A 25,033-nucleotide genomic window follows, 5' to 3' on the forward strand; every position below is an offset into this window, starting at 1 on the left:
TGTCAGTGATAAGGGGGCTCGTATGAGTAAAGTTACAGAGCAAGTTGAAACATTAATACAACCTGTCCTTGACGAATTAAATTTTGAATTAGTCGATGTTGAGTTTACAAAAGAGGGTAGAGATCATTATTTGCACATTGCGATTGATAAACCAGGCGGTGTGGATTTAAATGATTGTACATTAGCTTCTGAACGTATTAGTGAGGTCATGGATGCAAATGATCCGATCCCACAGGCTTATTATTTAGACGTTGCGTCACCAGGTGCTGAAAGACCGATTAAAAATGAAAAAGACTTTCAAAATGCGATAAATCAACCTGTATTTGTGTCGCTTTATGCACCAATTGAAGGTGAAAAAGAATGGTTAGGACGATTGGAATCCGTTTCTGACGAAGCGATTGAAGTCGAAGTAAAAATTAAATCTAAAACAAAAACGGTCACAATTCCACGTGATAAAGTTGCAAAAGCACGTCATGCAGTCATGCTTTAAATGTGAGGAGGAAAATGAGTGAAAAGTAATGAATTATTGTTAGCAACGGAATATTTAGAGAAAGAAAAGAAGATTCCAAGAGCGGTATTAGTAGATGCAATTGAAGCTGCTTTAATTACAGCTTATAAAAAGAATTATGATAGTGCGCGTAACGTACGTGTCGAACTTAATTTGGACAGTGGGACTTTCCGTGTCATTTCACGTAAAGAAGTTGTTGAAGAAGTATTTGATGACCGTGAAGAAATAGACTTGTCGACTGCATTAGTTAAAAATCCAGCATACGAAGTTGGGGACATTTATGAAGAAGATGTGACACCGAAAGATTTTGGGCGTGTAGGTGCACAAGCAGCGAAACAAGCTGTGATGCAACGTTTACGTGATGCAGAACGCGAAATTTTATATGAAGAATTTATTGATAAAGAAGAAGACATTATGACAGGTATTATTGACCGTGTCGACCATCGCTATGTTTACGTTAATTTAGGACGTACTGAAGCAGTGTTATCCGAAGCAGAACGAAGCCCTAATGAATCTTATGTACCGAATGCGCGCATTAAAGTTTATGTAAACAAAGTTGAGCAAACGACAAAAGGACCACAAATTTTTGTTTCTAGAAGTCATCCTGGCTTGTTAAAACGCTTATTCGAGCAAGAAGTGCCTGAAATTTTCGAAGGTACGGTTGAGGTTAAATCTGTTGCACGTGAAGCGGGAGATCGATCTAAAATTAGTGTTTACTCTGAAAATCCTGACATTGATGCAGTAGGTGCTTGTGTCGGTGCAAAAGGTGCGCGTGTGGAAGCGGTTGTAGAAGAACTCGGTGGTGAAAAAATTGATATCGTACAATGGAGTGACGATCCTAAAGTGTTTGTTAGAAACGCTTTAAGTCCATCTCAAGTGATCGATGTTATTGTTGATGAAGAAAACCAATCTACAACGGTCATTGTTCCAGATTATCAATTATCTCTTGCTATTGGGAAACGTGGACAAAACGCACGTCTTGCCGCGAAATTGACTGGCTGGAAAATTGATATCAAATCTGAATCAGATGCGAAAGAACTTGGTATTGGTGAAGCAAACAATACTGTTTCAGAATCAAATCATGTTGAAGATGAACAGCATGACGATGTTTTGGTTGATTTAGAGGATGAAAGCAACGAAAAATAGGAGGGATTTTGAATGAAAAAGAGAAAAATTCCTATGAGAAAGTGTATCTTATCAAATGAAATGAAACCTAAAAAAGATATGATCCGCGTCGTGCAAAATAAAGAAGGCGAAATATCTGCAGATGCAACTGGAAAATTACCAGGCCGTGGTGCTTATGTTTCAAAAGATATTGCGCTAATAGAACAGGCACAACAAGCACAAAAGTTAGAACAATTTTTTAAAGCGTCTCAAGAAACGTTAGAGCCAGTATATAAAGAAATTATTCGTCTAATTTATAGAGAAGAGATACCTACCAAATGAATCAACAACAAATTTTGAATTTCTTAGGCTTAGCGATGCGTGCAGGTAAAGTAAAAACGGGTGAGTCTGTTATTCTTGCTGAACTAAAAAAGCATCGATTAAAGCTTGTTTTAATTGCGAGTGATGCATCAGATAACACTAAAAACAATCTGATTAATAAGTGTCATAGTTATCAAACACCATATCGAATCATCAGCCATCGTGATGATTTAGGCGACGCATTGGGCAAAAGTGCACGTGTTAATATTGGTATCACTGATCAAGGATTTGCAAAGAAGTTGATGTCAATGATAGATGAATAATGTTAGGAGTGGTTTAATGGGTAAACAAAGAATTTATGAGTATGCAAAAGATTTAAATATAAAAAGTAAAGATGTGATTGATGAGTTGAAAAAAGAGGGCGTAGAAGTATCGAATCATATGCAAACTTTAGAAGATGATCAAGTTAAATCATTAGATAAAGTTTTCAAAAAAGATCAAGCACAAAAAGATACAAAACCGCAAAAAAATACTCAATCAAATCACAAAAACCAAAAACAAGGGAAAAACCAAAAAGGTAAACCAAACCAGCAACAAAAACAAAATAAAAAGAATAATAAAGGTTCTAAAAATAATAAACAAAACAAAAAGAACCAAAAAGCACAACAACCAACTGAACCTAAAGAAATGCCATCTAAAATTACGTATACAGAAGGCATTACAGTTGGAGAATTAGCTGACAAATTAGGTGTAGATTCATCTGAAATCATCAAAAAATTATTCTTGTTAGGTATTATGGCCAACATTAACCAATCTTTAGATGTTGAAGCTTTAGAGCTTGTTGCATCAGATTATGGTGTGGAAATCGAAGAAGAAGTCGTTGTAGATGATAATGATCTTTCTATTTACTTTGATGACATTGAAGAAGATGAAAATGCTACAGTAAGACCTGCAGTTGTTACAATCATGGGCCACGTTGATCATGGTAAAACAACTTTGTTAGACTCGATTCGTCACACACGTGTCACTGAAGGTGAAGCGGGTGGTATTACACAACACATTGGTGCTTACCAAATAGAAAACAATGGTAAAAAGATTACTTTCCTTGATACACCTGGACACGCCGCATTTACGACAATGCGTGCACGTGGCGCACAAGTGACAGATATTACTATTTTAGTTGTTGCTGCAGATGACGGTGTTATGCCACAAACAATTGAAGCGATAAATCACGCTAAAGAAGCAGATGTGCCAATTATTGTTGCAGTAAACAAAATTGATAAACCAACTGCAAACCCTGATCGCGTTATGCAAGAGTTAACAGAATATAATTTAATTCCTGAGGACTGGGGTGGCGATACGATTTTTGTGCCGCTATCAGCATTAAGTGGTGAAGGTATTGATGATTTACTTGAAATGTTAATTTTAGTATCAGAAGTCCAAGAATTAAAGGCGAACGCTAACAAACCAGCAGTTGGAACAGTGATTGAAGCGGAGTTAGACAAATCTCGTGGTCCAGCAGCGTCATTACTCGTTCAAAACGGAACATTGCATGTAGGTGATGCATTAGTCGTTGGGAACACACACGGTAAAGTGAGAGCGATGGTTAACGATTTAGGTAAACGAATCAAATCTGCAGGTCCTTCTACACCCGTTGAAATTACAGGTTTAAACGATGTACCACAAGCAGGCGACCGCTTTGTAGTCTTTAAAGACGAGAAGAAAGCACGTCGTATTGGTGAAGCACGTGAACAAGAAAGTATTTTACAACAACGTCAAGAAAGTAAAAATGTTTCCCTTGATAATTTATTTGAACAAATGAAACAAGGTGAAATGAAAGACTTAAACGTAATCATTAAAGGTGACGTACAAGGATCTGTTGAAGCTTTAGCTGCTTCATTAATGAAAATTGATGTGGAAGGCGTAAATGTACGTATTATCCACACTGCTACGGGCGCTATTAACGAATCCGACGTAACATTGGCTAACGCTTCAAACGGTATTATCATCGGTTTCAACGTACGTCCTGATGCAGGTGCAAAACGTGCGGCTGATGCTGAAAATGTAGATATGCGTCTACACCGCGTTATTTATAATGTTATTGAAGAAATTGAAGCAGCAATGAAAGGGATGCTTGATCCAGAATTCGAAGAAAAAGTCATTGGTCAAGCAGAAGTACGTCAAACATTTAAAGTTTCTAAAGTCGGTACAATTGCCGGAAGTTATGTGACAGAAGGTAAAATCACACGTGATTCAAGTGTCCGCATTATTCGTGACGGTGTTGTCCTATTTGAAGGTGAATTAGATACTTTAAAACGTTTTAAAGATGATGCAAAAGAAGTGGCCCAAGGTTATGAATGTGGTATCACAATTGCAAAATTCAATGATATTAAAGAGGGCGACATTATTGAAGCTTTCGTAATGGTAGAAGTCGAAAGATAAACTATTGTTGAATCATCACTTTAGCATGATAATGTATAAATGAGTTATAACAATACACTTTTCTGTTTGTTTAATATGTTTACAATACAGGAAAGTGTATTTTTTAATGTGGAAGTTCAAGTCTATTTTTAGTGCAGAATAAAAAAGATGGCCTCCTATCTATGTCAAGTCAGACTAGGGTGACGGTGAACTGGATTGACGCGTATTTAGGATGTCCTTTATAATGTGTAAATGAGGAAAACGCTACGAATAAAGTGAAAGGAGGCATAACTATGAATATGAGAGCAGAACGTGTCGGTGAACAGATGAAAAAAGAGTTAATGGACATTATCAATAACAAATTGAAAGATCCAAGAGTTGGATTTTTAACAATTACTGATGTGCAACCTACAAATGACTTATCATTAGCAAAAGTTTATTTGACTGTTTTAGGCAGTGATAAAGAACGTGAAGATACTTTTAAAGGTCTTGAAAAAGCAAAAGGATTTATTAAATCAGAAATTGGTCAACGTATGCGACTTAGAATTGTACCCGATTTGCAATTTGAATATGACGCATCAATTGAATACGGTAATCGTATTGAGCAGTTGATTCAAGATTTAAACAAGAGAGATTAACAGCATGCGCTAGAATACGTAGCCTGATTTTTCGATGGAATCAGCGTATTCTAGTTTTTTTGTGAAAAGGAGTAGATGAAATGTACCATGGCATTTTACCAGTAAATAAGCCACGCGGATTAACCAGTCACGATGTTGTTTTTAAATTGCGCAAGATTCTAAATACAAAGAAAATCGGCCATACTGGCACGTTAGATCCTGAAGTAGATGGTGTTTTGCCCATTTGTATTGGACAAGCCACTAAGGTCAGTGACTATGTCATGGAAATGGGGAAAACGTATCATGCTGAGGTCACACTCGGTTTATCCACTACGACTGAAGATCAAACCGGTGATGTATTAGAGCAAGTTAGATTACAACCATCCGATATCAATGCTAAGCAAATTGATGAAGTTCTAGAAAAATTTGAAGGTTGGACGACACAAATTCCTCCAATGTATTCTTCAGTAAAAGTAAACGGAAAAAAGCTCTATGAGTATGCAAGAAAAGGTGAAACCGTAGCGCGACCGGAAAGAGAAATATATATTGAACATATTGCACGGATATCAGAGTTACATTTTGAAGATGGAATGATGCGCTTTGAAATTGAAGTGACATGCGGGAAGGGAACGTATATCCGTACACTAGCTACAGATATAGGAAAAACATTGAATCTCCCGGCACATATGTCACGTCTGACACGAACAATGAGTGGCGGTTTATCTTTAGAGCAAGCCTTAAGTTTGACCGAAATTGAAACGCTACATGAAGAAGAACGTTTACAAGAAAAACTGTTGCCGATTATCTATGGTCTGAAAGCTTTACCTATGTATCAAGTCACGGATGAAGCCTTAAAATTAAAAATTAAAAATGGACAAAAGTTTTTAAAAAATGCATTTGATGTTTCTTTTGACTCCCAAATTGTTATGATAGATGGTGAAACAGGTCGTGTTATGGCCATTTATGAAAGACATCCATCTCGTCAAGAGGAAATAAAGCCTAAAAAGGTTTTTAATTAAAGGAGATTATCGATTATGGAAGTTATTGAAATTACACATCCCATCCAACCTAACCAATATATACAAGAAGATATTGCGTTGGCTTTGGGATTTTTTGATGGACTACACCGTGGTCATCAAGCACTTTTAGAACAATTAGAAGCGACTGCAAAAGAAAAGGGACTCAAAAAAGCGGTTATGACATTTGATCCACATCCATCAGTTGTATTGAATCCAAAGCAAAAAAGAACCACTTATTTAACCCCTTTAGATGACAAAGTTGCTTTATTAGGCGAATATGATATTGATTATTGTCTCGTGGTTAACTTTTCATCTCGTTTTGCAGAAGTATCGCCTGATGAATTTGTGCAGTCTTATTTAGTGAAAAATCATGCACGCGCAATTATTGCTGGATTTGACTTTACATTTGGTAAATACGGCAAAGGGAACATGGCGATGATGCAAGAATATCAATCGCAATTCGAATGCATTACAGTAGGAAAAAAAGAACTGAATGATGAGAAAATATCAACGACTGCAATACGAAACGCGTTAAAATCAGGTGATTTAGCGAAGGCAAATGAACAACTTGGGTATCGTTATCGTATTAAAGGAACAGTTGTTCAAGGAGAAAAACGAGGCAGAACAATTGGTTTCCCAACTGCTAATATTGAACCGAGTGATGATTACGTACTTCCTACAAAGGGCGTTTATGCAGTGAGTTTAGTCATTGGTTCGAAAGAAAAAGTGTATAGAGGCGTATGCAACATTGGTGTGAAACCGACATTTCATGAAGATTTGCCTCAAGTTGTTATTGAAGTGAATATTTTTGATTTTGAAGAAAATATTTACGGTGAACGTGTTACTATTTATTGGCATCATTTTATTCGACCAGAGCTGAAATTTGATGGCATTGACCCGCTTGTGGCCCAAATGAATCAAGATAAAGAACGTGCCAAATATTTATTGGCTGTTGATTTTGACGATGAAGTATCTTATAATAGTTAAGTCTATTGATATTAGGACAGAGACCTTTATCTTGGTAGGTTGAGACTCCGACGCCTGACTCAGATAGAGGCACAATTAAAAATTAAAGGAGGAAATTGACAAATGGCAATTTCACAAGAACGTAAAAATGAATTAATTAAAGAATATCGTACACACGAAACAGATACAGGTTCACCTGAAGTACAAATCGCTGTATTAACTGCAGAAATCAGTGCATTAAACGATCACTTACGTATTCACAAAAAAGACCACCACTCACGTCGTGGTTTATTAAAAATGGTTGGTCGTCGTCGTCACTTATTAAACTACTTACGTGACAAAGACATCCAACGTTACCGTGAATTAATTAAATCATTAGGTATCCGTCGCTAATTTTAGAGAGTTAAAATAAGACGAATCAATGGGGCTGGGACAATTATCGTACCCGGCTCTTTTTTTTTACTATTAAATGGCAAAAATGTAAGCTATAATATTGATAGTAAAAGGGTACGAAATGTAAAGAGGTAGGAGAGGAGATTTATCATGTCTCAAGAAAAAAAGGTTTTCAAGACGGAATGGGCAAACCAACCGTTAACAATAGAAACTGGACAATTGGCGAAACAAGCAAATGGTGCTGTACTCGTTAGATACGGTGACACCGTTGTACTATCTACAGCAACAGCTTCAAAAGAGCCACGTGATGGTGACTTTTTCCCGTTGACTGTCAATTATGAAGAAAAAATGTATGCGGCTGGGAAAATTCCGGGCGGATTTAAAAAAAGAGAAGGACGTCCAGGTGATGAAGCGACATTAACTGCACGTTTAATTGACCGTCCGATTCGACCATTATTCCCTGATGGCTACCGTCATGATGTTCAAATTATTAACACAGTTCTAAGTGCAGATCCAAATTGCTCTCCTGAAATGGCAGCAATGATTGGTTCTTCAATGGCATTGAGTGTTTCTGACATCCCATTTCAAGGTCCTATCGCAGGGGTAAATGTCGGATTAGTTGATGGCCAATATGTCATCAATCCAAACTTAGAGCAAAAAGCAGTATCACGCCTAGACTTAGAAGTTGCTGGTCATAAAGATGCTGTTAACATGGTTGAAGCAGGTGCAAGTGAGATTACTGAGGCTGAGATGCTAGAAGCGATATTATTTGGTCATGAAGAGATTAAACGCTTATGTGCATTTCAAGAAGAAATCATTGCACATTTACAACCAGAAAAACAAGAATTTATTCCAGAAGAAAAAAATCAAACGCTTATTGATTCCGTAACTGAAATGACTCAAAATGAAGGACTAAATCAAGCGATTCAAACGGTTGAAAAACAAGAGCGCGAAGAAAACCTTGATGCGATTAAAGAACGTGTCCTTGCAAACTTTGAAGACGAAGAAGATCCTGAAAATGAGGCTTTATTAAAAGAAGTTAATGCGATTATTAATACGTTAATCAAAGAAGAGGTAAGAAGATTAATTGCGGATGAAAAAATTCGTCCAGATGGTCGTAAGCCGGATGAAATTCGACCTTTATCATCAGAAGTTGGTTTATTACCACGTGCCCATGGGTCTGGCTTGTTTACACGAGGTCAAACACAAGCGTTATCAGTTTTAACACTAGGCTCAATTTCAGAATATCAAATCATTGATGGTTTGGGTGAAGAAGAGCATAAACGTTTTATGCATCATTATAACTTCCCGAATTTCTCTGTAGGTGAAACAGGTCCTGTTCGAGCACCGGGTAGACGCGAAATTGGTCATGGTGCTTTAGGTGAACGTGCATTGAGATATATCATTCCAGATGAGAAAGATTTTCCATACACTGTGCGTATTGTAAGTGAAGTATTAGAATCTAACGGTTCCTCTTCACAAGCTTCTATTTGTGGCTCTACTTTAGCTTTAATGGACGCAGGTGTGCCGATTAAAGCGCCAGTGGCAGGTATTGCGATGGGTCTTGTCACACGTGATGATCAATATACGATTTTAACGGATATCCAAGGCATGGAAGACGCTTTAGGTGATATGGACTTCAAAGTAGCGGGAACGACTGAAGGTATCACAGCGATTCAAATGGATATTAAAATAGATGGTTTAACTAAAGAAGTGATTGAAGAAGCGCTTGAACAAGCACGTAAAGGGCGTTTAGCGATTTTAGATCATATGATGCAAACGATTAATCAACCTAGAACAGAACTCAGTGCTTATGCACCTAAAGTTGAAACAATGCAAATCAAGCCTGAAAAAATTCGAGACGTCATTGGACCAGGCGGTAAACAAATCAATGAAATTATTGATGCGACAGGTGTTAAATTAGACATTGAACAAGATGGTACAGTATTTATTGGCTCAACGGAACAAGATATGATCAATCAAGCGCGTAGTTGGATTGAAAATATTGTCAGAGAAGCAGAAGTCGGACAAATTTACGATGCAAAAGTTAAACGTATTGAGAAGTTTGGTGCTTTTGTTGAATTGTTCCCAGGTAAAGATGCTTTAGTTCATATTTCTCAAATTTCAAACGAGCGTATTAATAAAGTGGAAGATGTATTAAAAATCGGCGATACATTGAATGTAAAAGTGACTGAAATTGACAAGCAAGGCCGTGTGAATGCATCTCATAAAGTGTTAATTTCACAATAAGTTTTTTAGAAATACATTGGTGTGTTAAGCCACCAATGTCGTTTCTGTTTAGCGTACCCCTAAAGTTGAAGTGCACAATTTCAGCTTTAGGGGTATTTATATCATATCGACAAAAACAACTTAAAGTGACTATGAATGAAATCATTCATAGTGCTAACATGTTCAAAAAGAAAATACAAACGCGAACGCTGTAATGATTTTAAACATTTCGATTTTAAAATACGCTATGCTTGGTGTGTTTAGCGAAAGAAAGCAAATTGTTTTCTGTTCCACTCGTAGCACTTTAATAGTGTACAGAGTTTGTATAATCAACTATAATAAAATATGAATGTAAAATGGACGGGCTATATATTGAGTAGGAGGTAAAATTTTGAATTTAGTAAAAAAGAAAAATAAAGATATACGAATTATACCACTAGGTGGTGTAGGAGAAATTGCCAAAAACATGTATATCATTGAAGTCGATGATGAAATGTTTATGTTAGATGCAGGATTAAAGTTTCCTGAAGATGAAATGTTAGGTATCGATATAGTGATTCCTGATATTCAATACGTACTAGAAAATAAACATAAATTAAAAGGTATTTTTCTAACACATGGACATGAACATGCGATTGGCGCGGTTTCATACGTATTAGAACAAGTAGACGCACCGGTATATGGTTCGAAATTAACAATAGGACTTGTAAAAGAAAACTTAAAAGCACGTCAAATTAATAAAAAAATTAGATATTATGTAGTCAACAATGAATCGGTGATGCGTTTTAAAGGTGTAAATGTGACATTTTTTAACACAACACATAGCATCCCGGATAGCTTAGGTGTATGTATTCATACATCTTACGGTGCAATTGTTTATACAGGTGAATTTAAGTTTGATCAGAGTTTACATGGCCAATATGCCCCGGACATGAAAAAAATGGCAGAAATCGGCGAAAATGGCGTCTTTGCACTTTTAAGTGACTCTACTGAAGCGGAAAAACCAGGTTATAATACGCCAGAAAACGTCATTGAAAGCCATATGTTTGATGCATTTGCAAAAGTAAAAGGGCGTTTAATTGTCTCATGTTATGCTTCTAACTTCATTCGTATACAACAAGTTTTAAATATTGCGAGCAAATTAAATAGAAAAGTATCATTTTTAGGCCGTTCATTAGAAAGTTCATTTAGCATTGCTCGTAAAATGGGATATTTTAATATTCCAAAAGACTTGTTAATACCAATGAGTGAAGTCGAAAACTATCCAAAAAACGAAGTCATCATTATTGCAACAGGTATGCAAGGTGAGCCAGTTGAAGCGTTGAGCCAGATGGCACGTCAAAAACATAAAATCATGAATATTGAAAAAGGCGATTCAGTCTTTTTAGCTATTACAGCTTCTGCCAATATGGAAGTGATTATCGCAAATACGCTCAATGAGTTAGCACGTGCAGGTGCATATGTGATTCCAAATAATAAAAAGATTCACGCTTCAAGTCATGGTTGCATGGAAGAATTAAAATTAATGTTAAACATGATGAAACCGGAATATTTTATACCGATTCAAGGTGAGTTTAAAATGCAAATTAGTCACGCTAAACTCGCGAGTGAATCAGGTGTGAACCCAGAAAAAATATTTTTAGCTGAAGCTGGAGATGTTATTTATTTTGATGGGGAAGACATGGCTTTAAATGAAAAAGTTAATGCAGGCAATGTTTTAATTGACGGTATCGGTGTTGGTGATGTCGGAAATATCGTTTTACGCGATAGACACTTGTTAGCAGAAGATGGTATTTTCATTGCTGTCGTCACACTTGATCCGAAAAAACGACGCATTGCAGCCGGTCCAGAAATTCAATCAAGAGGTTTCGTTTATGTTCGTGAAAGTGAAGCTTTATTGAAAGAAGCAGAAGATAAAGTGCGTGAAATTGTGGAAGCGGGATTACAAGAGAAACGTATTGAGTGGTCTGAAATGAAACAAAACATGAGAGATCAGGTGAGTAAACTGCTCTTTGAAAGCACACGAAGACGTCCAATGATTATTCCTGTGATTTCAGAAATATAAACGTTTAAACCAGTGTGATGTTCAAACAAGAAAACGAATCTTACTCTTTGAAATACTCGCATTTTAAAGAGTAGATTCGCTTTTTTCATCATACAGGTATTTTACATATTTAACAGAAAGTAGAAGGTGACGATGAATGCCGCAAACGAAAAAACGAAAATCACAAACGTCTCGCAGCAAGAAACGAACTTCTAAAAAAAAGCAAAACGATACACCACTAAGATTTATTTTGTCTATTGTTTTTGTAGTTATTTTAACTTTAGGTATTTTTCAATTAGGATTAGTGGGTATTGCAATTGATAGCTTTTTTAATTATCTGTTTGGCGTAACACGTTATCTGACCTATCTATTGTTATTACTAGGGACAGGTTTTTTTGCTTATAATGGAAAGTTACCAAAAACAAGAAGGCTAACGGGGTCAATCATTTTACAGATTGCACTATTATTGGTAGCTCAAATGCATTATATGATGATTGGGGATGCAGCAGCGAGACGTGAGCCTGTTTTATCTTATGTATACCACGCATATGAGACGGAAGGTTTTAACTATTTTGGTGGCGGTTTGCTTGGCTATATGTTTATTCATATTTTAACGCCATTGATTTCTATCGTAGGTATCGTCATACTCACATTAATTTTATTGATTTCGAGTGGTATTTTGTTATTGAAAAAACGTCATAGAGATGTTGCAAAGGTTGGCTTAGAAAACGTTAAACAGGCGACATCACATGCATATAATCGTTATGGTCATCATCGAGAGCAACGACGTTTACAAAAGCAAGAGAAAAAAGAGCAAAAGCGACTTGCTCAAGAACAATCTAAAAGTGAACAAATGAAAGACGTATCTGATTTTCCAGAGGTATCGTCAACAGAAGATGAAACACAGACAGACTATCCTTCAATTCCAATTTTAGGGCATAAAATGGCTTCAAATGACGGGCATCAAACAGCTAAAAATGAACAAGAAAACAATACAAAAGCAAATCCAATTCAACGGATTAATCATGCAGATGAAAATGTTGGCATCCCTTCAGACCAATCAGATGCTGAAGGCAGTATATCTGAAGCGGGCGAGGTGGCCAATCATGCGTACGAACTTCCACCGCTTTCTTTATTAGATGCTCCAAAACAACAACAAACAACTTCAAAAGCAGAAGTCCAACGAAAAGGAAGATTATTAGAAACAACTTTGAAAAATTTTGGTGTCAATGCGAAAGTGACGCAAATTAAAATCGGTCCAGCTGTGACACAATATGAGGTACAGCCTGCACAAGGGGTGAAAGTAAGTCGAATCGTTAATTTACATAACGATATCGCGCTAGCATTAGCGGCAAAAGATATTCGAATTGAAGCGCCTATCCCAGGAAAATCGGCTGTCGGTATTGAAGTACCTAATAATAAAATTGCGTTAGTGACTTTAAAAGAAGTATTAGATGAAAAATTCCCAACGCAAAATAAATTAGAAGTAGCATTAGGTCGTGATATATCTGGAGAACCAATTACTGCAGAGCTTAATAAAATGCCTCACTTATTAGTCGCAGGTTCAACCGGAAGTGGGAAATCGGTTTGTATCAACGGCATTATCACAAGTATTTTATTGAATGCAAAGCCACATGAAGTAAAACTTATGATGATTGATCCAAAAATGGTAGAATTAAATGTGTACAATGGAATTCCACATTTATTAACACCTGTTGTAACCAATCCACATAAAGCGGCGCAAGCATTAGAAAAAGTAGTTGGAGAAATGGAAAGAAGATATGATTTATTCCAACATTCAGGAACACGTAATATTGAAGGTTACAACGCATTAATGAATCAAAAAAATAATGAGTTGGATGAAAAAGAACCATTATTACCCTATATTGTCGTAATTGTAGATGAACTTGCAGATTTAATGATGGTAGCAGGTAAAGATGTTGAAACAGCGATTACACGCATCACACAAATGGCGCGTGCAGCGGGTATTCATCTCATTATAGCAACACAACGTCCTTCAGTAGATGTCATTACAGGTTTAATCAAAAATAACATTCCATCACGTATCGCCTTTGCGGTGAGCTCTCAAACGGACTCACGTACAATTATCGATAGTGGTGGTGCGGAAAAACTTCTTGGTAAAGGGGACATGTTATTTATTAAAAATGGTGGCTCTACGCGTACGCGTGTGCAAGGTGCATTTTTAAGTGATAATGAAGTGCAAAAAATCGTCTCATATGTCGTCGCCCAACAAAAAGCGAATTACGTTAAAGAGATGGAGCCAGATGCACAAGTGGATGAAGCGGATATGGAAAGTGATGATCCATTATACAAAGATGCTTATTTATTTGTTATTGAGCAACAAAAAGCAAGTACATCGCTATTACAACGCCAGTTTCGAATTGGTTATAATCGAGCATCGAGAATCATGGATGATTTAGAACGAAATCAGGTCATTGGACCACAAAAGGGGAGCAAGCCAAGACAAATTTTAGTTGATTTAAATGATGGAGAGGTGTAAGACATGTCGGTAAATCCTGACGTTAATATTGTGAAAGAATGGATACTTAAAGAAATTGAAGAAGAGCGCATTAAACCTGGTGAATCTTTACCGGGTTTATTGGCACTTGCACGTACATGTAATGTAAAGACAGATGACGTTCAGGTTGCGATTCACGAACTCGTTACTGAACAAATAGTCACACAAAATTTTGAAGAAGGCGCACGAGTTAAAGTACCACAGCCGTTCTTTTATCCTTTAGATGAATTAATGAGTATTGGACGCATGATATCTGATAAAGGTTATGAAAATGGCACCGTATTTTTAAGCCTTGATGAAGAAGAAGCATCGCTTGATGATTGTAAAGTGATGAACCTCGAACCTAAATCACAAATTACTGTTGTTGAACGTATTCGAACGGCTAATGGTCACCCAGTTGTCTATTGTTTAGATAAAGTAGCGACCGATGTATTTGAACATTTTGGTACGCATCATCCACAATCTTCTATATTGAAAGCTGTAGAAGCAGCAAGTCAGAAAAAAATCGCTTATGCTGAAACAGAAATGGAAGCGATTAGCTATGAACCTTATATCTCTGATGCTTTAGATTCAGATCCGCGCGACGGGTTAATGCTTTTACGTCAAGTTCATTTCACTGAAGATGGCACACCGATTTTATATTCTTTAAACTATTTCAAGAGTAGCCTTGTGAAGTTTCGGACGATAAGAAAACGTCTATAACATAATAATTATAGTTTTTTAAAAGGAGGAGTTGCTTTGAAACAGCTTCAACAAGAACCATCAAATTCAATTTCTGTCATGTCAACGCATAAATTTAAAACGACGACAGTGACTTTTAAATTTATGGCGCCATTAGATGTTGAGACGATGACACAACGTGCACTATTGAGTAAATTATTAGTTCGCGGAACACAAAACTATCCTACTGATAAAGCATTTAACCAATATTTGTCAGAATTATACGGTGCTTATGTGAATAGCTATGTATCTAAATATAAAGATCGACATGTGATCACCATCAGTTTAGAAATCGTGAATGAACGTTACCTATTAGATGATGAGCCTTTATTTGAAAAAGGTGTCGCATTATTAAAAGAGGTCATTTTAAATCCGCTTGTTTCTCATAAAGCTTTTAATGAAAACTTTCTAGCACAAGAAAAGCGTTTGTTAAAGAAAAAACTTAAAGCCATTGAGGATAATAAATCACAACTTGCATACTTGCAGTTACTTAAACATATGTTTGGCGATCATCCTTATCGTTTTATGGCGGCAGGAGAGCTTGCACATATTGATGACATATCAGCAACAGATATTTACCATACATATCAATCTATGCTAGAAAATGATTACTGCTCAGTATACGTCGTAGGTAACGTAGATGAAGAAGCTACAGTACAACATATTCAATCTGAGTTCAATATTCAACCTTTTACATATGCGTCAACTTCATTTGGTCAAGATATAAACCAAGATCAACCTGTAAAGGAAATCGTTGAAACGGATCAAGTCGATCAAGCCAAGTTAAATATAGGATTTAGATTTCCAACCCAATACGGTGAGCCTGATTATTACACGCTTGTTGTTTTTAATATGATGTTTGGTGGAGACCCTTCGTCTGTATTATTCAATGAAGTGCGTGAACAAAAAAGTTTAGCCTATTCCATTCATTCGCAAATAGACGGCAAAAATGGCTTCTTATTTGTATTAAGTGGCGTTTCAGTTAATGATTATGAACTCGCAAAAGAAACAATTATCGAAGCATTCAATAGATTTAAGTCAGGAGATTTTACAGAAGATAAAATGGCTTTGGCTAAAAAAATTATTTTATCGAATCGTAAAGAAGCAAAAGACCGACCTAAGCATATGATTGAAACGATGCATAACCAATTGTTACTTAAAGAACCTGAAAGTGAGTCCCAGTTTGAATCTCGCATTCAAGCGGTGACACGTCAAGATGTTCAACGTCTATGTCAAAATGCGCATTTAGATACCATTTATATTTTGACAAAGGGGGAAGCTTAATATGAACCATACGTACTATCAACAAATTGATGAAACAGTTTATCATACAACATTAGAAAACGGACTCAACCTTTTTGTCATTCCTAAAAAAGATTTTCAAAAAACATTTGTGACGTATACAACGCAATTTGGTTCGCTTGATCACCGATTCAAACCACATCAATCAGACCAATTTGTCAGTGTACCCGATGGGGTTGCGCATTTTTTAGAACATAAATTATTTGAAAAAGAAGAAGGCGACTTGTTTACGGAATTTGCTGAGCACGATGCACAAGTCAATGCATTTACGAGCTTTGATCGTACAAGTTACTTATTTAGTGCGACAAATCACGTTGACGACAATATTTTGAGATTGTTGAAAATGGTTGAAACCCCTTATTTTACTGAAGAATCAGTGGAAAAAGAAAAAGGTATAATTGCTGAAGAAATAAAAATGTACCAAGAGCAGCCAGGTTATCGACTAATGTTCAATACTTTACGCGCAATGTATCATGATCATCCTGTTAAAGTGGACATCGCAGGCTCAGTCGAAAGTATTTATCAAATTACTAAAGAAGATTTATATCTCTGTTATGAAACTTTTTATCATCCATCAAATATGGTTTTATTTGTCGTTGGTGATGTTGAACCTGCACATATAGAGCAATTGGTGAAACAACATGAAGATGCACGTGCAATTGAGGCACAGCCGGAAATTGAACGTGACCCGCTCAATGAAAGCAATGAAGTGGTCCAGTCTAATGTCAGTGAGCGCATGCATATTCAATCACCTCGATTAATGATTGGGCTTAAACATCCAGTTGATGACTTCACAGAACACCAACGTGTTAAAGAAGATATTGAAATGTCATTTTTCTTTGAGATGATTTATGGCGAAGAGACGAATTTCTATCAAGCTTTACTTGATCAAGACTTGATTGATGATACATTTAGTTATCAAACGGTGATAGAGCCCTCATATAGTTTTTCATTAATTACTTCTGCAACATCAAAACCTGATCAGTTAAAAAAATTATTGATTGATGAGTTAACAACAAATATGGGCCAAGTCAAAGATCAAAAAGCATTTGAATTATTGAAACGTCAATTTATAGGGGAGTATATTTCAAGTTTAAATGCCCCTGAATATATTGCGAATCAATCTACAAAGTTTTATTTTGATGGTGTTAGTTTATTTGAATTGTTGGAAATCATTGAAGGTATTACGCTAGAAACGATGAATGCGACTATTAAAAAACGGATTCAATTAGATGCGATAGTCGATAGTCGATTGGAGATGGAAAAATCGTGAAAGCTTTAGTTGTTGGTGGATCAGGCAATATAGGTCGTGCAATTACGCATGACCTTCTTTCACGTGGCTATGAAGTTATAGTGACTTATCATCATACAGCTATTGACGAACTGGTCAAAATGTATGAAAATCAGCCGGTTCAATTTGTGCAAATTGACTTAACAAAATCGATTCAACTTGAAGAGAAATTAAAATTTATTCAAAATTTAGATGTGTTAATTTATACGAGTGGGCAAAGTTTATTTGGCATGCTTCAAGATATGACGGATCAGCAAATTCACGATGCTTATATGGTGCATGTATTTCATTTTATTAAAATGTCTCAATTTTTTGTCGACCAATTGCGACAAAGTGAGAATGGACGTATTATCGTTATTTCATCTATTTGGGGTGAAACGGGAGCAAGTTTTGAAACCATTTATTCTTCCATGAAAGCGGCACAAATCGGATTTGTTAAAGCACTCGGACAGGAGTTATCTCGAACGAATGTGACAGTGAATGCGATTGCGCCAGGCGTTGTTGCGGGACGTATGACGGATGCGTTATCAGAAGAAGCACGTGAGGATTTGCTCGAATCATTGCCACAGCATCGATGGATAGACCCTTCAGAAATTGCACATGCAACGCAATACTTACTATCTCCTGAGGCGAAAAGTATCACGGGTACAGTTCAACGTATTAATGGTGGCTGGTATTGTTAATTTGCTATAATATGAATAAATAACGTATAGGCAAGCGTTGCAAGGGGGTTTTTCATGATTACACGTGAAAAAAGAGAATGGTACTTAGAGTATAATATCAATATCAATAGAGCAGGTTTGTTAGGTGATATTTCAAGTTTACTTGGGATGATGGGAATTAATATTGGTGCGATAAACGGTATTGATAAATCCATTCGTGCTTTTATTATTAGATCCGATAGTGAAGAGAAAGTAAAACGCTTTGAAACTTTACTTAAAGAAATTGATGATATTTCTCTAAGAGTCTTGCGTGAGCCAGAGTTAAAAGACAGACTTGCTGTGAGACATGGACGTTTTGTAAAACAAGATGAGCATAATAAAAAAATATTTCGTTTTGAACGAGACGATTTAGGTTTACTTGTTGATTTTATGGCTGAATTATTTAAAGAAGAAGGTCATAAATTAATTGGGATTCGAGGTATGCCACGTGTGGGTAAAACGGAATCTATTGTAGCTGGCAGTGTGTCTGCGCACAAGAGATGGTTGTTCATCAGTTCAACTTTAATTAAACAAACGGTTCGTAGTTCACTAATTAAAGGTGAATACGATAAAGATCATGTGTATATTATTGATGGTGCGGTCACTGCAAGAGAAACAAATCCGAGGCACCAAGAGCTTGTTAAAGAAGTGATGACGTTGCCATCAGTAAAGGTCGTTGAACATCCTGATTTATTTGTTGAAGCAAGCGATTATATTATGGATGATTTTGACTATATTATTGAATTAAGAACCGAAGAAAATCAGACCATTGAATATGAAGAAATGAAAAAGCAAACCGTTAGAAGTAAAAATAACTTAGATTTTGGAGATACATTTGGTGGTTTCGGAGACGGCTTTGGTGATGGTTTTGGTTCGTTCTAACGTTTGGAGGAGAGCATAAGTTGAAAACAATCGGTGAAGTACTGCAAAGTAAAAGAGAAGGTTTAGGAATGACTTTAGCTGAATTAGAAAAAAGAACACAAATTCAGCGAGAAACATTAGTTGCCATTGAACGCAATCAGTTTGAGCAATTTGAACATCCTAATCATATACGAGGTTTTATACAAAAATATGCGCAATCCGTGAATGTTGATGGCCCATTACTCATGGATAAGCATAAAGAAGAGTTGCCTTCCATGACATACCAAGCCCATGATATTTTACAACAAATCTCACAAAATCAAGATGCATTAGTATTTTCTAATACAGATGTGCAACCGAAAAAAGTTGCGATCATTATTGGTATGCTGATTGGTATTACAGCCGTACTTTGGGGGCTATTAACCATTGTGCTATAATAGCAATAAGAGAAACAGATAAGTGGAGAGAGGAATAATTATGAATATACCTAACCAGATCACATTGTTTCGAGTCATCTTAATTCCAATATTTATGTTGTTTGCACTTGTTGATTTTGGAATGGGGAATGTTTCTTTCTTAGGGGGACACTCGATTCGTATTGAATTTTTAATTAGTGGAATCATTTTTATCATCGCATCATTAAGTGATTTTTTAGATGGCTATTTAGCACGTAAATGGCAAATTGTAACAAATATGGGGAAATTTTTAGACCCGCTTGCTGATAAACTTCTTGTTTCTGCGGCTTTAGTTGTTTTAGTAGAACTTGGATTGACGAATTCTGTCGTTGCCATCATCGTTATTGCACGTGAATTTGCGGTGACAGGGTTGAGACTATTACAAATTGAGCAAGGCTTTGTGAGTGCGGCAGGTCAACTTGGAAAAATTAAAACGGCAGTAACGATGGTTGCCTTAGTTTTCATTTTATTAGGTGAGCCTTTAAGCCAGTGGATTGGTTTTTCTTTAGGGCAAATTTTATTGTATATTGGTGTATTTTTTACAATTTTATCAGGTATTGAATATTTCTATAAAGGTAGAGATGTTTTTTTACAAGATAAAAAAGCTTAATTTTATGATTAATTCAAGGATGAATGAACTTTTAAGAGTGAAACAAAGAGAACAATGTTGAATTGGGCTGTTTGTTTTACTCTTCTTTTATTTTGTTTGTAACAACAGGCTCACATAATAATCAAGTCTTTTGTAATGGAGTCTTAGTTGAAAAGGGTGATTCTGTAAAAACAATAAACGGTTTAGTTCCATTTCAAAGGGATATCAAGATATAATGAAGTTGTGAATAAGATTTTGTAGGCAGAAAGAAGGCAATATTATGAAAGTCTGTATTATCGCAGTAGGGTCAGAGTTACTTTTAGGCCAAATTACAAATACGAATGCTCAATTTTTATCACAAAAGTTGAATGAAGCGGGTCATCATGTGTTGGAGCATATCGTTGTGGGTGACAATGAAAAAAGACTTGAAACTGTCATAAAAAGAGCGCTGGAGCAATATGATGCATTAATTTTCACGGGTGGTTTAGGCCCCACAAAAGATGACTTAACAAAACAAACGGTTGCACGTGTTTTAAATAAAAAACTCGTAACAGATCAAGAAGCACTCAATTACATTAAAGATTATTTCAAACAACATGAAAAAGAAATGACGCCGAATAATAAGCAACAAGCACTTGTAATTGAAGGTGCAAAAGTATTAGCCAATCGTGTAGGAATGGCGCCGGGTATCTATTTTAATGAAAATGATAAACACATTGTTATGCTACCTGGGCCACCGAAAGAAATGCAGCCGATGGTCGTGAATGAACTCATGCCTTACTTTTCACAAGGTGGAAAAACAATTTTCTCTGAAGTGTTACGTTTTTGTGGGATAGGTGAATCACAAGTTGAAACAGAATTACTTGACTTAATCGATGCGCAAACAAACCCAACAATTGCACCACTTGCAGGTACGCACGAAGTCACAATCAGATTGACGGCAAGCGCGGATGATGAAAAAGCGAGTCAACAGTTAATAGCACCGATAAAAGATGAAATATTAAGTCGAATTGGTCATTATTATTATGGCTCCAATGACACTACACCTGAGCGCGCTGTTATGGCGTTACAAAAGAAATCATTTGCGATATATGATCAAGTGACAGAAGGTTTACTTTACTCTAGATTAAAAAAAGAGGATCATACACATCTATTAAAAGGGTATATGATGCATCATCCTCAATTTGTAGATGAAACAGCCACAATTGAGAACCAATTATATGCATCAGCAGTATTTGTGCAATCTTTATATGACACTGAACAGGCGATGAGCCTTCTTTCACAAGGTAATACAGTCTATATTGGTTTTCTAGATCGTGATCACTTCCGAATTGAAACATTTAAAATGAGTCATCACAGAAATTTACAACGTGATCGAAGTCAAAATTATGTGCTGATTGCATGGCTAAATGAACTAAAACAGCACTAATATGATATGATTTTGAACAAAACACAAGCACATGCGTTCTATTTTGTTAGTATTCAAATCACAAAATAGCGAACAAATATTCGCAAAATGCTTGTAATTTTAATTGAAAGCATGTATAGTAGAATTAAATTAAAAGGAAATTTTTATTTATTAGGGGGTCCTATATTGGATAATGAACGTCAAAAAGCACTCGACACAGTAATAAAAAATATGGAAAAGTCATTCGGTAAAGGTGCCGTTATGAAACTAGGTGAAAATAAAGATCGCCGTGTTTCAAGTGTTTCAACAGGTTCTGTTACATTGGATCATGCATTGGGGGTTGGCGGCTATCCAAAAGGTCGTATTATTGAAGTTTATGGCCCTGAAAGTTCTGGTAAAACTACTGTAGCGTTACACGCGATTGCTGAAGTGCAAAAAAATGGCGGTATTGCTGCGTTTATCGATGCTGAACATGCGTTGGATCCTGTCTATGCTGAAGCGCTCGGTGTGGATATCGATAATCTATACCTTTCTCAACCTGACCACGGTGAACAAGGTTTAGAAATTGCTGAAGCGTTCGTTAGAAGTGGTGCCGTGGACATTGTTATTGTGGACTCTGTTGCAGCCTTAACACCTAAAGCAGAAATCGAAGGTGAAATGGGTGATACACATGTTGGTTTACAAGCGCGTCTTATGTCTCAAGCATTACGTAAACTTTCAGCAGCCATTTCAAAATCAAATACGACTGCAATTTTCATTAACCAAATTCGTGAAAAAGTAGGTGTTATGTTCGGTAACCCTGAAACGACACCAGGTGGTCGTGCGTTGAAATTCTACAGTTCTGTTCGCTTAGAAGTCAGACGTGCAGAACAATTGAAACAAGGCCAAGACATCGTAGGTAACCGTACGAAAATCAAAGTTGTGAAAAATAAAGTGGCACCACCATTTAAAGTCGCTGAGGTCGATATCATGTATGGTCAAGGTATCTCTCGAGAAGGTGAATTGATTGATTTAGGTGTACAATATGACATCGTAGACAAATCTGGTGCATGGTATTCTTATAACGGTGAACGTATGGGTCAAGGTAAAGAGAATGTAAAACAATTCTTAAAAGAAAACCCACAATTAGAAGATGAAATCGATCGAAAACTCCGTGAAAAATTAGGTATTTTTGACGGTGATGTAGAAGAAAAAGAGCAAGAAGAGCCACAAACATTATTTGATGAATAATCATATTTCGATATAAAATTAAAAGTGAAACATGAATCTAAATAAGAATTAGATTCGGTTTCACTTTTTGTTTTGGAAAAGCTAATTGCAACAAAATTTCAAATAGAACATGATAGCGTGATGATTTTTCGTTTTGAAATGTATCATCTTTTTTATTCAATAGTGTTGGATACCTTGATTTTTCATTGTTCAAAACGTACAATTGAACTTGTATGATTCTTATTTTTAGTCATATAATCATATAGATTGGTTAACATACAGAACGAAATCCTAGAAAAAGGAGGTGTTTGTGTGAATTTATTAAGCCTCTTACTCATTTTGCTGGGTATAATTCTAGGAGTTGTTGTAGGGTATTTAATCGCCCAGAATTTAATATATCAAAAGCAGTCACAAGCCAAACGTACTGCTAAAGATATTATTGAACAAGCAAACAAAGAAGCAGAGAATCTTAAAAAAGAGAAATTAATCGAAGCTAAAGAAGAAAACCAAGTTCTAAGAGAACGCATCGAAAGCGAACTAAGGGAACGACGTGGAGAGCTTCAAAGGCAAGAATCCCGACTTCTTCAAAAAGAGGAGAACTTGGAGCGAAAATCTGATCTACTCGATAAAAAGGATGAGATTTTAGAGCAAAAAGAATCTAAACTTGAAGAAAGACAACAACAAGTAGACGCAAAAGAGAGTAGTGTTCAATCAATAATAATGAAGCACGAACAAGAATTAGAACGCATCTCCGGTCTCACACAAGAAGAAGCACGTAAAGAGCAATTGGAACGTGTAGAAGAAGAGTTGTCACAAGATATTGCAGTACTTGTTAAAGAAAAAGAGCGTGAAGCTAAAGAAAAAGTAAACCAAAAAGCAAAAGAATTACTCGCTACGACAGTGCAACGTTTTGCTGCTGATCATACTTCAGAGTCAACAGTGTCAGTTGTTAACTTACCTAATGACGAGATGAAAGGACGTATCATCGGTCGTGAAGGTAGAAATATTCGTACGTTAGAAACATTAACAGGTATTGATTTAATCATTGATGATACACCTGAAGCGGTAATTTTATCAGGTTTTGATCCTATTCGAAGAGAAATTGCCAAAACAGCGTTAATCAACCTCGTTTCTGACGGTCGTATTCATCCAGGCCGTATTGAAGATATGGTAGAAAAAGCAAGACGAGAAGTCGATGAAATTATTCGTGATGCAGGTGAACATGCAACATTTGAATTAAATATTCATAATATGCATCCTGATCTCGTTAAAATTTTAGGGCGTATGCATTATCGAACAAGTTATGGACAAAATGTGCTTAAACATTCTATTGAAGTAGCATATTTATCTGGAATGCTTGCTGCAGAATTGAACGAAGATGTAACACTGGCTAAAAGAGCCGGTTTATTACACGATATTGGTAAAGCGATTGATCACGAAGTTGAAGGAAGCCATGTTGAAATTGGTGTCGAATTAGCTAAAAAATATGGCGAACCTGAGACGGTCATCAATGCAATTCATTCACACCATGGAGAGGTTGAGCCGACATCGATTATATCTATTTTAGTTGCTGCTGCAGATGCTTTATCGGCTGCAAGACCTGGCGCTAGAAAAGAAACGTTAGAGAATTATATCAAACGTTTAGAACGATTAGAGGACATTTCTGAAAGCTATGATGGCGTGGAAAAAGCTTTTGCTATACAAGCAGGTCGTGAAATACGCGTGATTGTATCACCAGAAGAAATAGATGATTTAAAATCTCATCGCTTAGCGAGAGATATTAAAAATCAGATTGAGGATGAACTACAATATCCGGGTCATATCAAAGTGACAGTTGTTCGTGAGACGAGAGCAATTGAATATGCGAAGTAACAGTGTATGAAATAAAAACAGGTTTCATCATAATGTCATGTACATTATGATGAAACCTGTTTTTTTATTTGTATTCATATCCTAAATGATTAATTTTTCCATTTTAAATTTCAGTCGTCATCAAAGTTATTTACAGAGATGAAGTTCAGTTTCTTTCAATTCTTCTAAAGCACTAGATGTGTCATAACTACTTGAGGAAATGTTTGCATAACGTTCTGCCATTCGATACGCATTGATGTATAATTCGATACTCTCTTTTGCGATATCTTCAGGATTTTCTTTTTTAGATGGATTCGCGCTCAAAACAAGTTCTGCAAATTTTTCAGGATCAATACTAATTGACATAAGTTAATAAACAACTCCTAATGTTTTTATGAAAATACGTACTTATTGATTATTAAACAATAAGCATTCCTAATCTTTTCAATACCCCAACTGATTATATTTAATCATATATTTTTACA

At 36.1% G+C, this 25,033-nt stretch carries 23 protein-coding genes; 22 read left to right on the forward strand and 1 reads right to left on the reverse strand.

The features are described from left to right. Positions 1 to 22 precede the first annotated feature (22 nt). The 22 genes from rimP (at position 23) to rny (ending at position 24,569) form a co-directional block, all read left to right on the forward strand. Positions 23 to 490, forward strand: a complete 468-nt coding sequence (rimP, locus tag HMPREF1208_RS03245) for a ribosome maturation factor RimP (RefSeq protein WP_016424920.1) — start codon at positions 23 to 25, stop codon at positions 488 to 490. Between the two features lie 18 nt (positions 491 to 508). Further along, positions 509 to 1,654, forward strand: coding sequence for a transcription termination factor NusA (nusA, locus tag HMPREF1208_RS03250; RefSeq protein WP_016424921.1), 1,146 nt, complete (start codon positions 509 to 511; stop codon positions 1,652 to 1,654). A 12-nt stretch (positions 1,655 to 1,666) separates the two neighbouring features. Continuing rightward, entirely contained in the window at positions 1,667 to 1,954 is a 288-nt protein-coding gene (gene rnpM / locus HMPREF1208_RS03255) for an RNase P modulator RnpM (protein WP_016424922.1), read from the forward strand. Further along, positions 1,951 to 2,256 carry a L7Ae/L30e/S12e/Gadd45 family ribosomal protein gene (locus tag HMPREF1208_RS03260; protein ID WP_016424923.1) on the forward strand — a complete coding sequence of 102 codons (306 nt, stop codon included), beginning with the start codon at positions 1,951 to 1,953 and terminating at the stop codon, positions 2,254 to 2,256. The genes rnpM and HMPREF1208_RS03260 overlap by 4 nt, the downstream gene beginning before the upstream one ends. Positions 2,257 to 2,272: 16 nt before the next feature. After that, a complete protein-coding gene (gene infB / locus HMPREF1208_RS03265) occupies positions 2,273 to 4,375 on the forward strand; it encodes a translation initiation factor IF-2 (RefSeq protein ID WP_016424924.1) in 2,103 nt (700 codons plus the stop codon). A gap of 272 nt (positions 4,376 to 4,647) precedes the next feature. Beyond that, positions 4,648 to 4,992 carry a 30S ribosome-binding factor RbfA gene (gene rbfA / locus HMPREF1208_RS03270; RefSeq protein WP_016424925.1) on the forward strand — a complete coding sequence of 115 codons (345 nt, stop codon included), beginning with the start codon at positions 4,648 to 4,650 and terminating at the stop codon, positions 4,990 to 4,992. An 80-nt stretch (positions 4,993 to 5,072) separates the two neighbouring features. Next, entirely contained in the window at positions 5,073 to 5,990 is a 918-nt protein-coding gene (truB, locus tag HMPREF1208_RS03275; protein WP_016424926.1) for a tRNA pseudouridine(55) synthase TruB, read from the forward strand. A 15-nt stretch (positions 5,991 to 6,005) separates the two neighbouring features. After that, positions 6,006 to 6,977, forward strand: a complete 972-nt coding sequence (gene ribF / locus HMPREF1208_RS03280; protein ID WP_016424927.1) for a riboflavin biosynthesis protein RibF — start codon at positions 6,006 to 6,008, stop codon at positions 6,975 to 6,977. A 102-nt stretch (positions 6,978 to 7,079) separates the two neighbouring features. Further along, positions 7,080 to 7,349, forward strand: a complete 270-nt coding sequence (rpsO, locus tag HMPREF1208_RS03285) for a 30S ribosomal protein S15 (protein ID WP_016424928.1) — start codon at positions 7,080 to 7,082, stop codon at positions 7,347 to 7,349. A gap of 150 nt (positions 7,350 to 7,499) precedes the next feature. Then, the gene (pnp, locus tag HMPREF1208_RS03290; RefSeq protein WP_016424929.1) at positions 7,500 to 9,599 is read left to right on the forward strand and encodes a polyribonucleotide nucleotidyltransferase; all 2,100 of its coding nucleotides are present in this window, start codon (positions 7,500 to 7,502) and stop codon (positions 9,597 to 9,599) included. A gap of 370 nt (positions 9,600 to 9,969) precedes the next feature. Beyond that, positions 9,970 to 11,643, forward strand: coding sequence for a ribonuclease J2 (gene rnjB, locus HMPREF1208_RS03295; RefSeq protein ID WP_016424930.1), 1,674 nt, complete (start codon positions 9,970 to 9,972; stop codon positions 11,641 to 11,643). A gap of 136 nt (positions 11,644 to 11,779) precedes the next feature. Continuing rightward, complete coding sequence (locus HMPREF1208_RS03300) at positions 11,780 to 14,143, forward strand: DNA translocase FtsK (RefSeq protein WP_016424931.1); 2,364 nt, start codon at positions 11,780 to 11,782, stop codon at positions 14,141 to 14,143. 3 nt (positions 14,144 to 14,146) lie between these two features. Further along, entirely contained in the window at positions 14,147 to 14,863 is a 717-nt protein-coding gene (locus tag HMPREF1208_RS03305; RefSeq protein WP_016424932.1) for a GntR family transcriptional regulator, read from the forward strand. A gap of 36 nt (positions 14,864 to 14,899) precedes the next feature. Then, entirely contained in the window at positions 14,900 to 16,165 is a 1,266-nt protein-coding gene (yfmF, locus tag HMPREF1208_RS03310) for an EF-P 5-aminopentanol modification-associated protein YfmF (RefSeq protein ID WP_016424933.1), read from the forward strand. Between the two features lies 1 nt (position 16,166). Then, entirely contained in the window at positions 16,167 to 17,456 is a 1,290-nt protein-coding gene (gene yfmH, locus HMPREF1208_RS03315) for an EF-P 5-aminopentanol modification-associated protein YfmH (protein WP_016424934.1), read from the forward strand. Next, positions 17,453 to 18,157 carry an elongation factor P 5-aminopentanone reductase gene (gene ymfI, locus HMPREF1208_RS03320; protein ID WP_016424935.1) on the forward strand — a complete coding sequence of 235 codons (705 nt, stop codon included), beginning with the start codon at positions 17,453 to 17,455 and terminating at the stop codon, positions 18,155 to 18,157. Before yfmH ends, ymfI begins: the two co-directional genes overlap by 4 nt. A gap of 54 nt (positions 18,158 to 18,211) precedes the next feature. After that, complete coding sequence (locus tag HMPREF1208_RS03325) at positions 18,212 to 19,057, forward strand: DUF3388 domain-containing protein (RefSeq protein ID WP_016424936.1); 846 nt, start codon at positions 18,212 to 18,214, stop codon at positions 19,055 to 19,057. Between the two features lie 20 nt (positions 19,058 to 19,077). Beyond that, positions 19,078 to 19,473 (forward strand): helix-turn-helix domain-containing protein, encoded by a 396-nt coding sequence (locus HMPREF1208_RS03330; RefSeq protein ID WP_016424937.1) that lies wholly within the window; start codon positions 19,078 to 19,080, stop codon positions 19,471 to 19,473. A gap of 40 nt (positions 19,474 to 19,513) precedes the next feature. Next, complete coding sequence (pgsA, locus tag HMPREF1208_RS03335; RefSeq protein WP_016424938.1) at positions 19,514 to 20,101, forward strand: CDP-diacylglycerol--glycerol-3-phosphate 3-phosphatidyltransferase; 588 nt, start codon at positions 19,514 to 19,516, stop codon at positions 20,099 to 20,101. Positions 20,102 to 20,360: 259 nt separating this feature from the next. Continuing rightward, positions 20,361 to 21,509, forward strand: a complete 1,149-nt coding sequence (locus tag HMPREF1208_RS03340) for a CinA family nicotinamide mononucleotide deamidase-related protein (protein ID WP_016424939.1) — start codon at positions 20,361 to 20,363, stop codon at positions 21,507 to 21,509. Positions 21,510 to 21,674: 165 nt separating this feature from the next. Further along, positions 21,675 to 22,718, forward strand: coding sequence for a recombinase RecA (gene recA / locus HMPREF1208_RS03345; protein ID WP_037559108.1), 1,044 nt, complete (start codon positions 21,675 to 21,677; stop codon positions 22,716 to 22,718). Between the two features lie 291 nt (positions 22,719 to 23,009). Beyond that, positions 23,010 to 24,569, forward strand: a complete 1,560-nt coding sequence (gene rny, locus HMPREF1208_RS03350; protein ID WP_016424941.1) for a ribonuclease Y — start codon at positions 23,010 to 23,012, stop codon at positions 24,567 to 24,569. Between the two features lie 126 nt (positions 24,570 to 24,695). Here the strand turns inward: rny and HMPREF1208_RS03355 are convergent, their stop codons facing one another. Next, positions 24,696 to 24,914 (reverse strand): hypothetical protein, encoded by a 219-nt coding sequence (locus HMPREF1208_RS03355; protein ID WP_016424942.1) that lies wholly within the window; start codon positions 24,912 to 24,914, stop codon positions 24,696 to 24,698. Positions 24,915 to 25,033 lie beyond the last annotated feature (119 nt).

Source organism: Staphylococcus sp. HGB0015 (assembly GCF_000411275.1).
Lineage (GTDB): Bacteria > Bacillota > Bacilli > Staphylococcales > Staphylococcaceae > Staphylococcus > Staphylococcus schleiferi.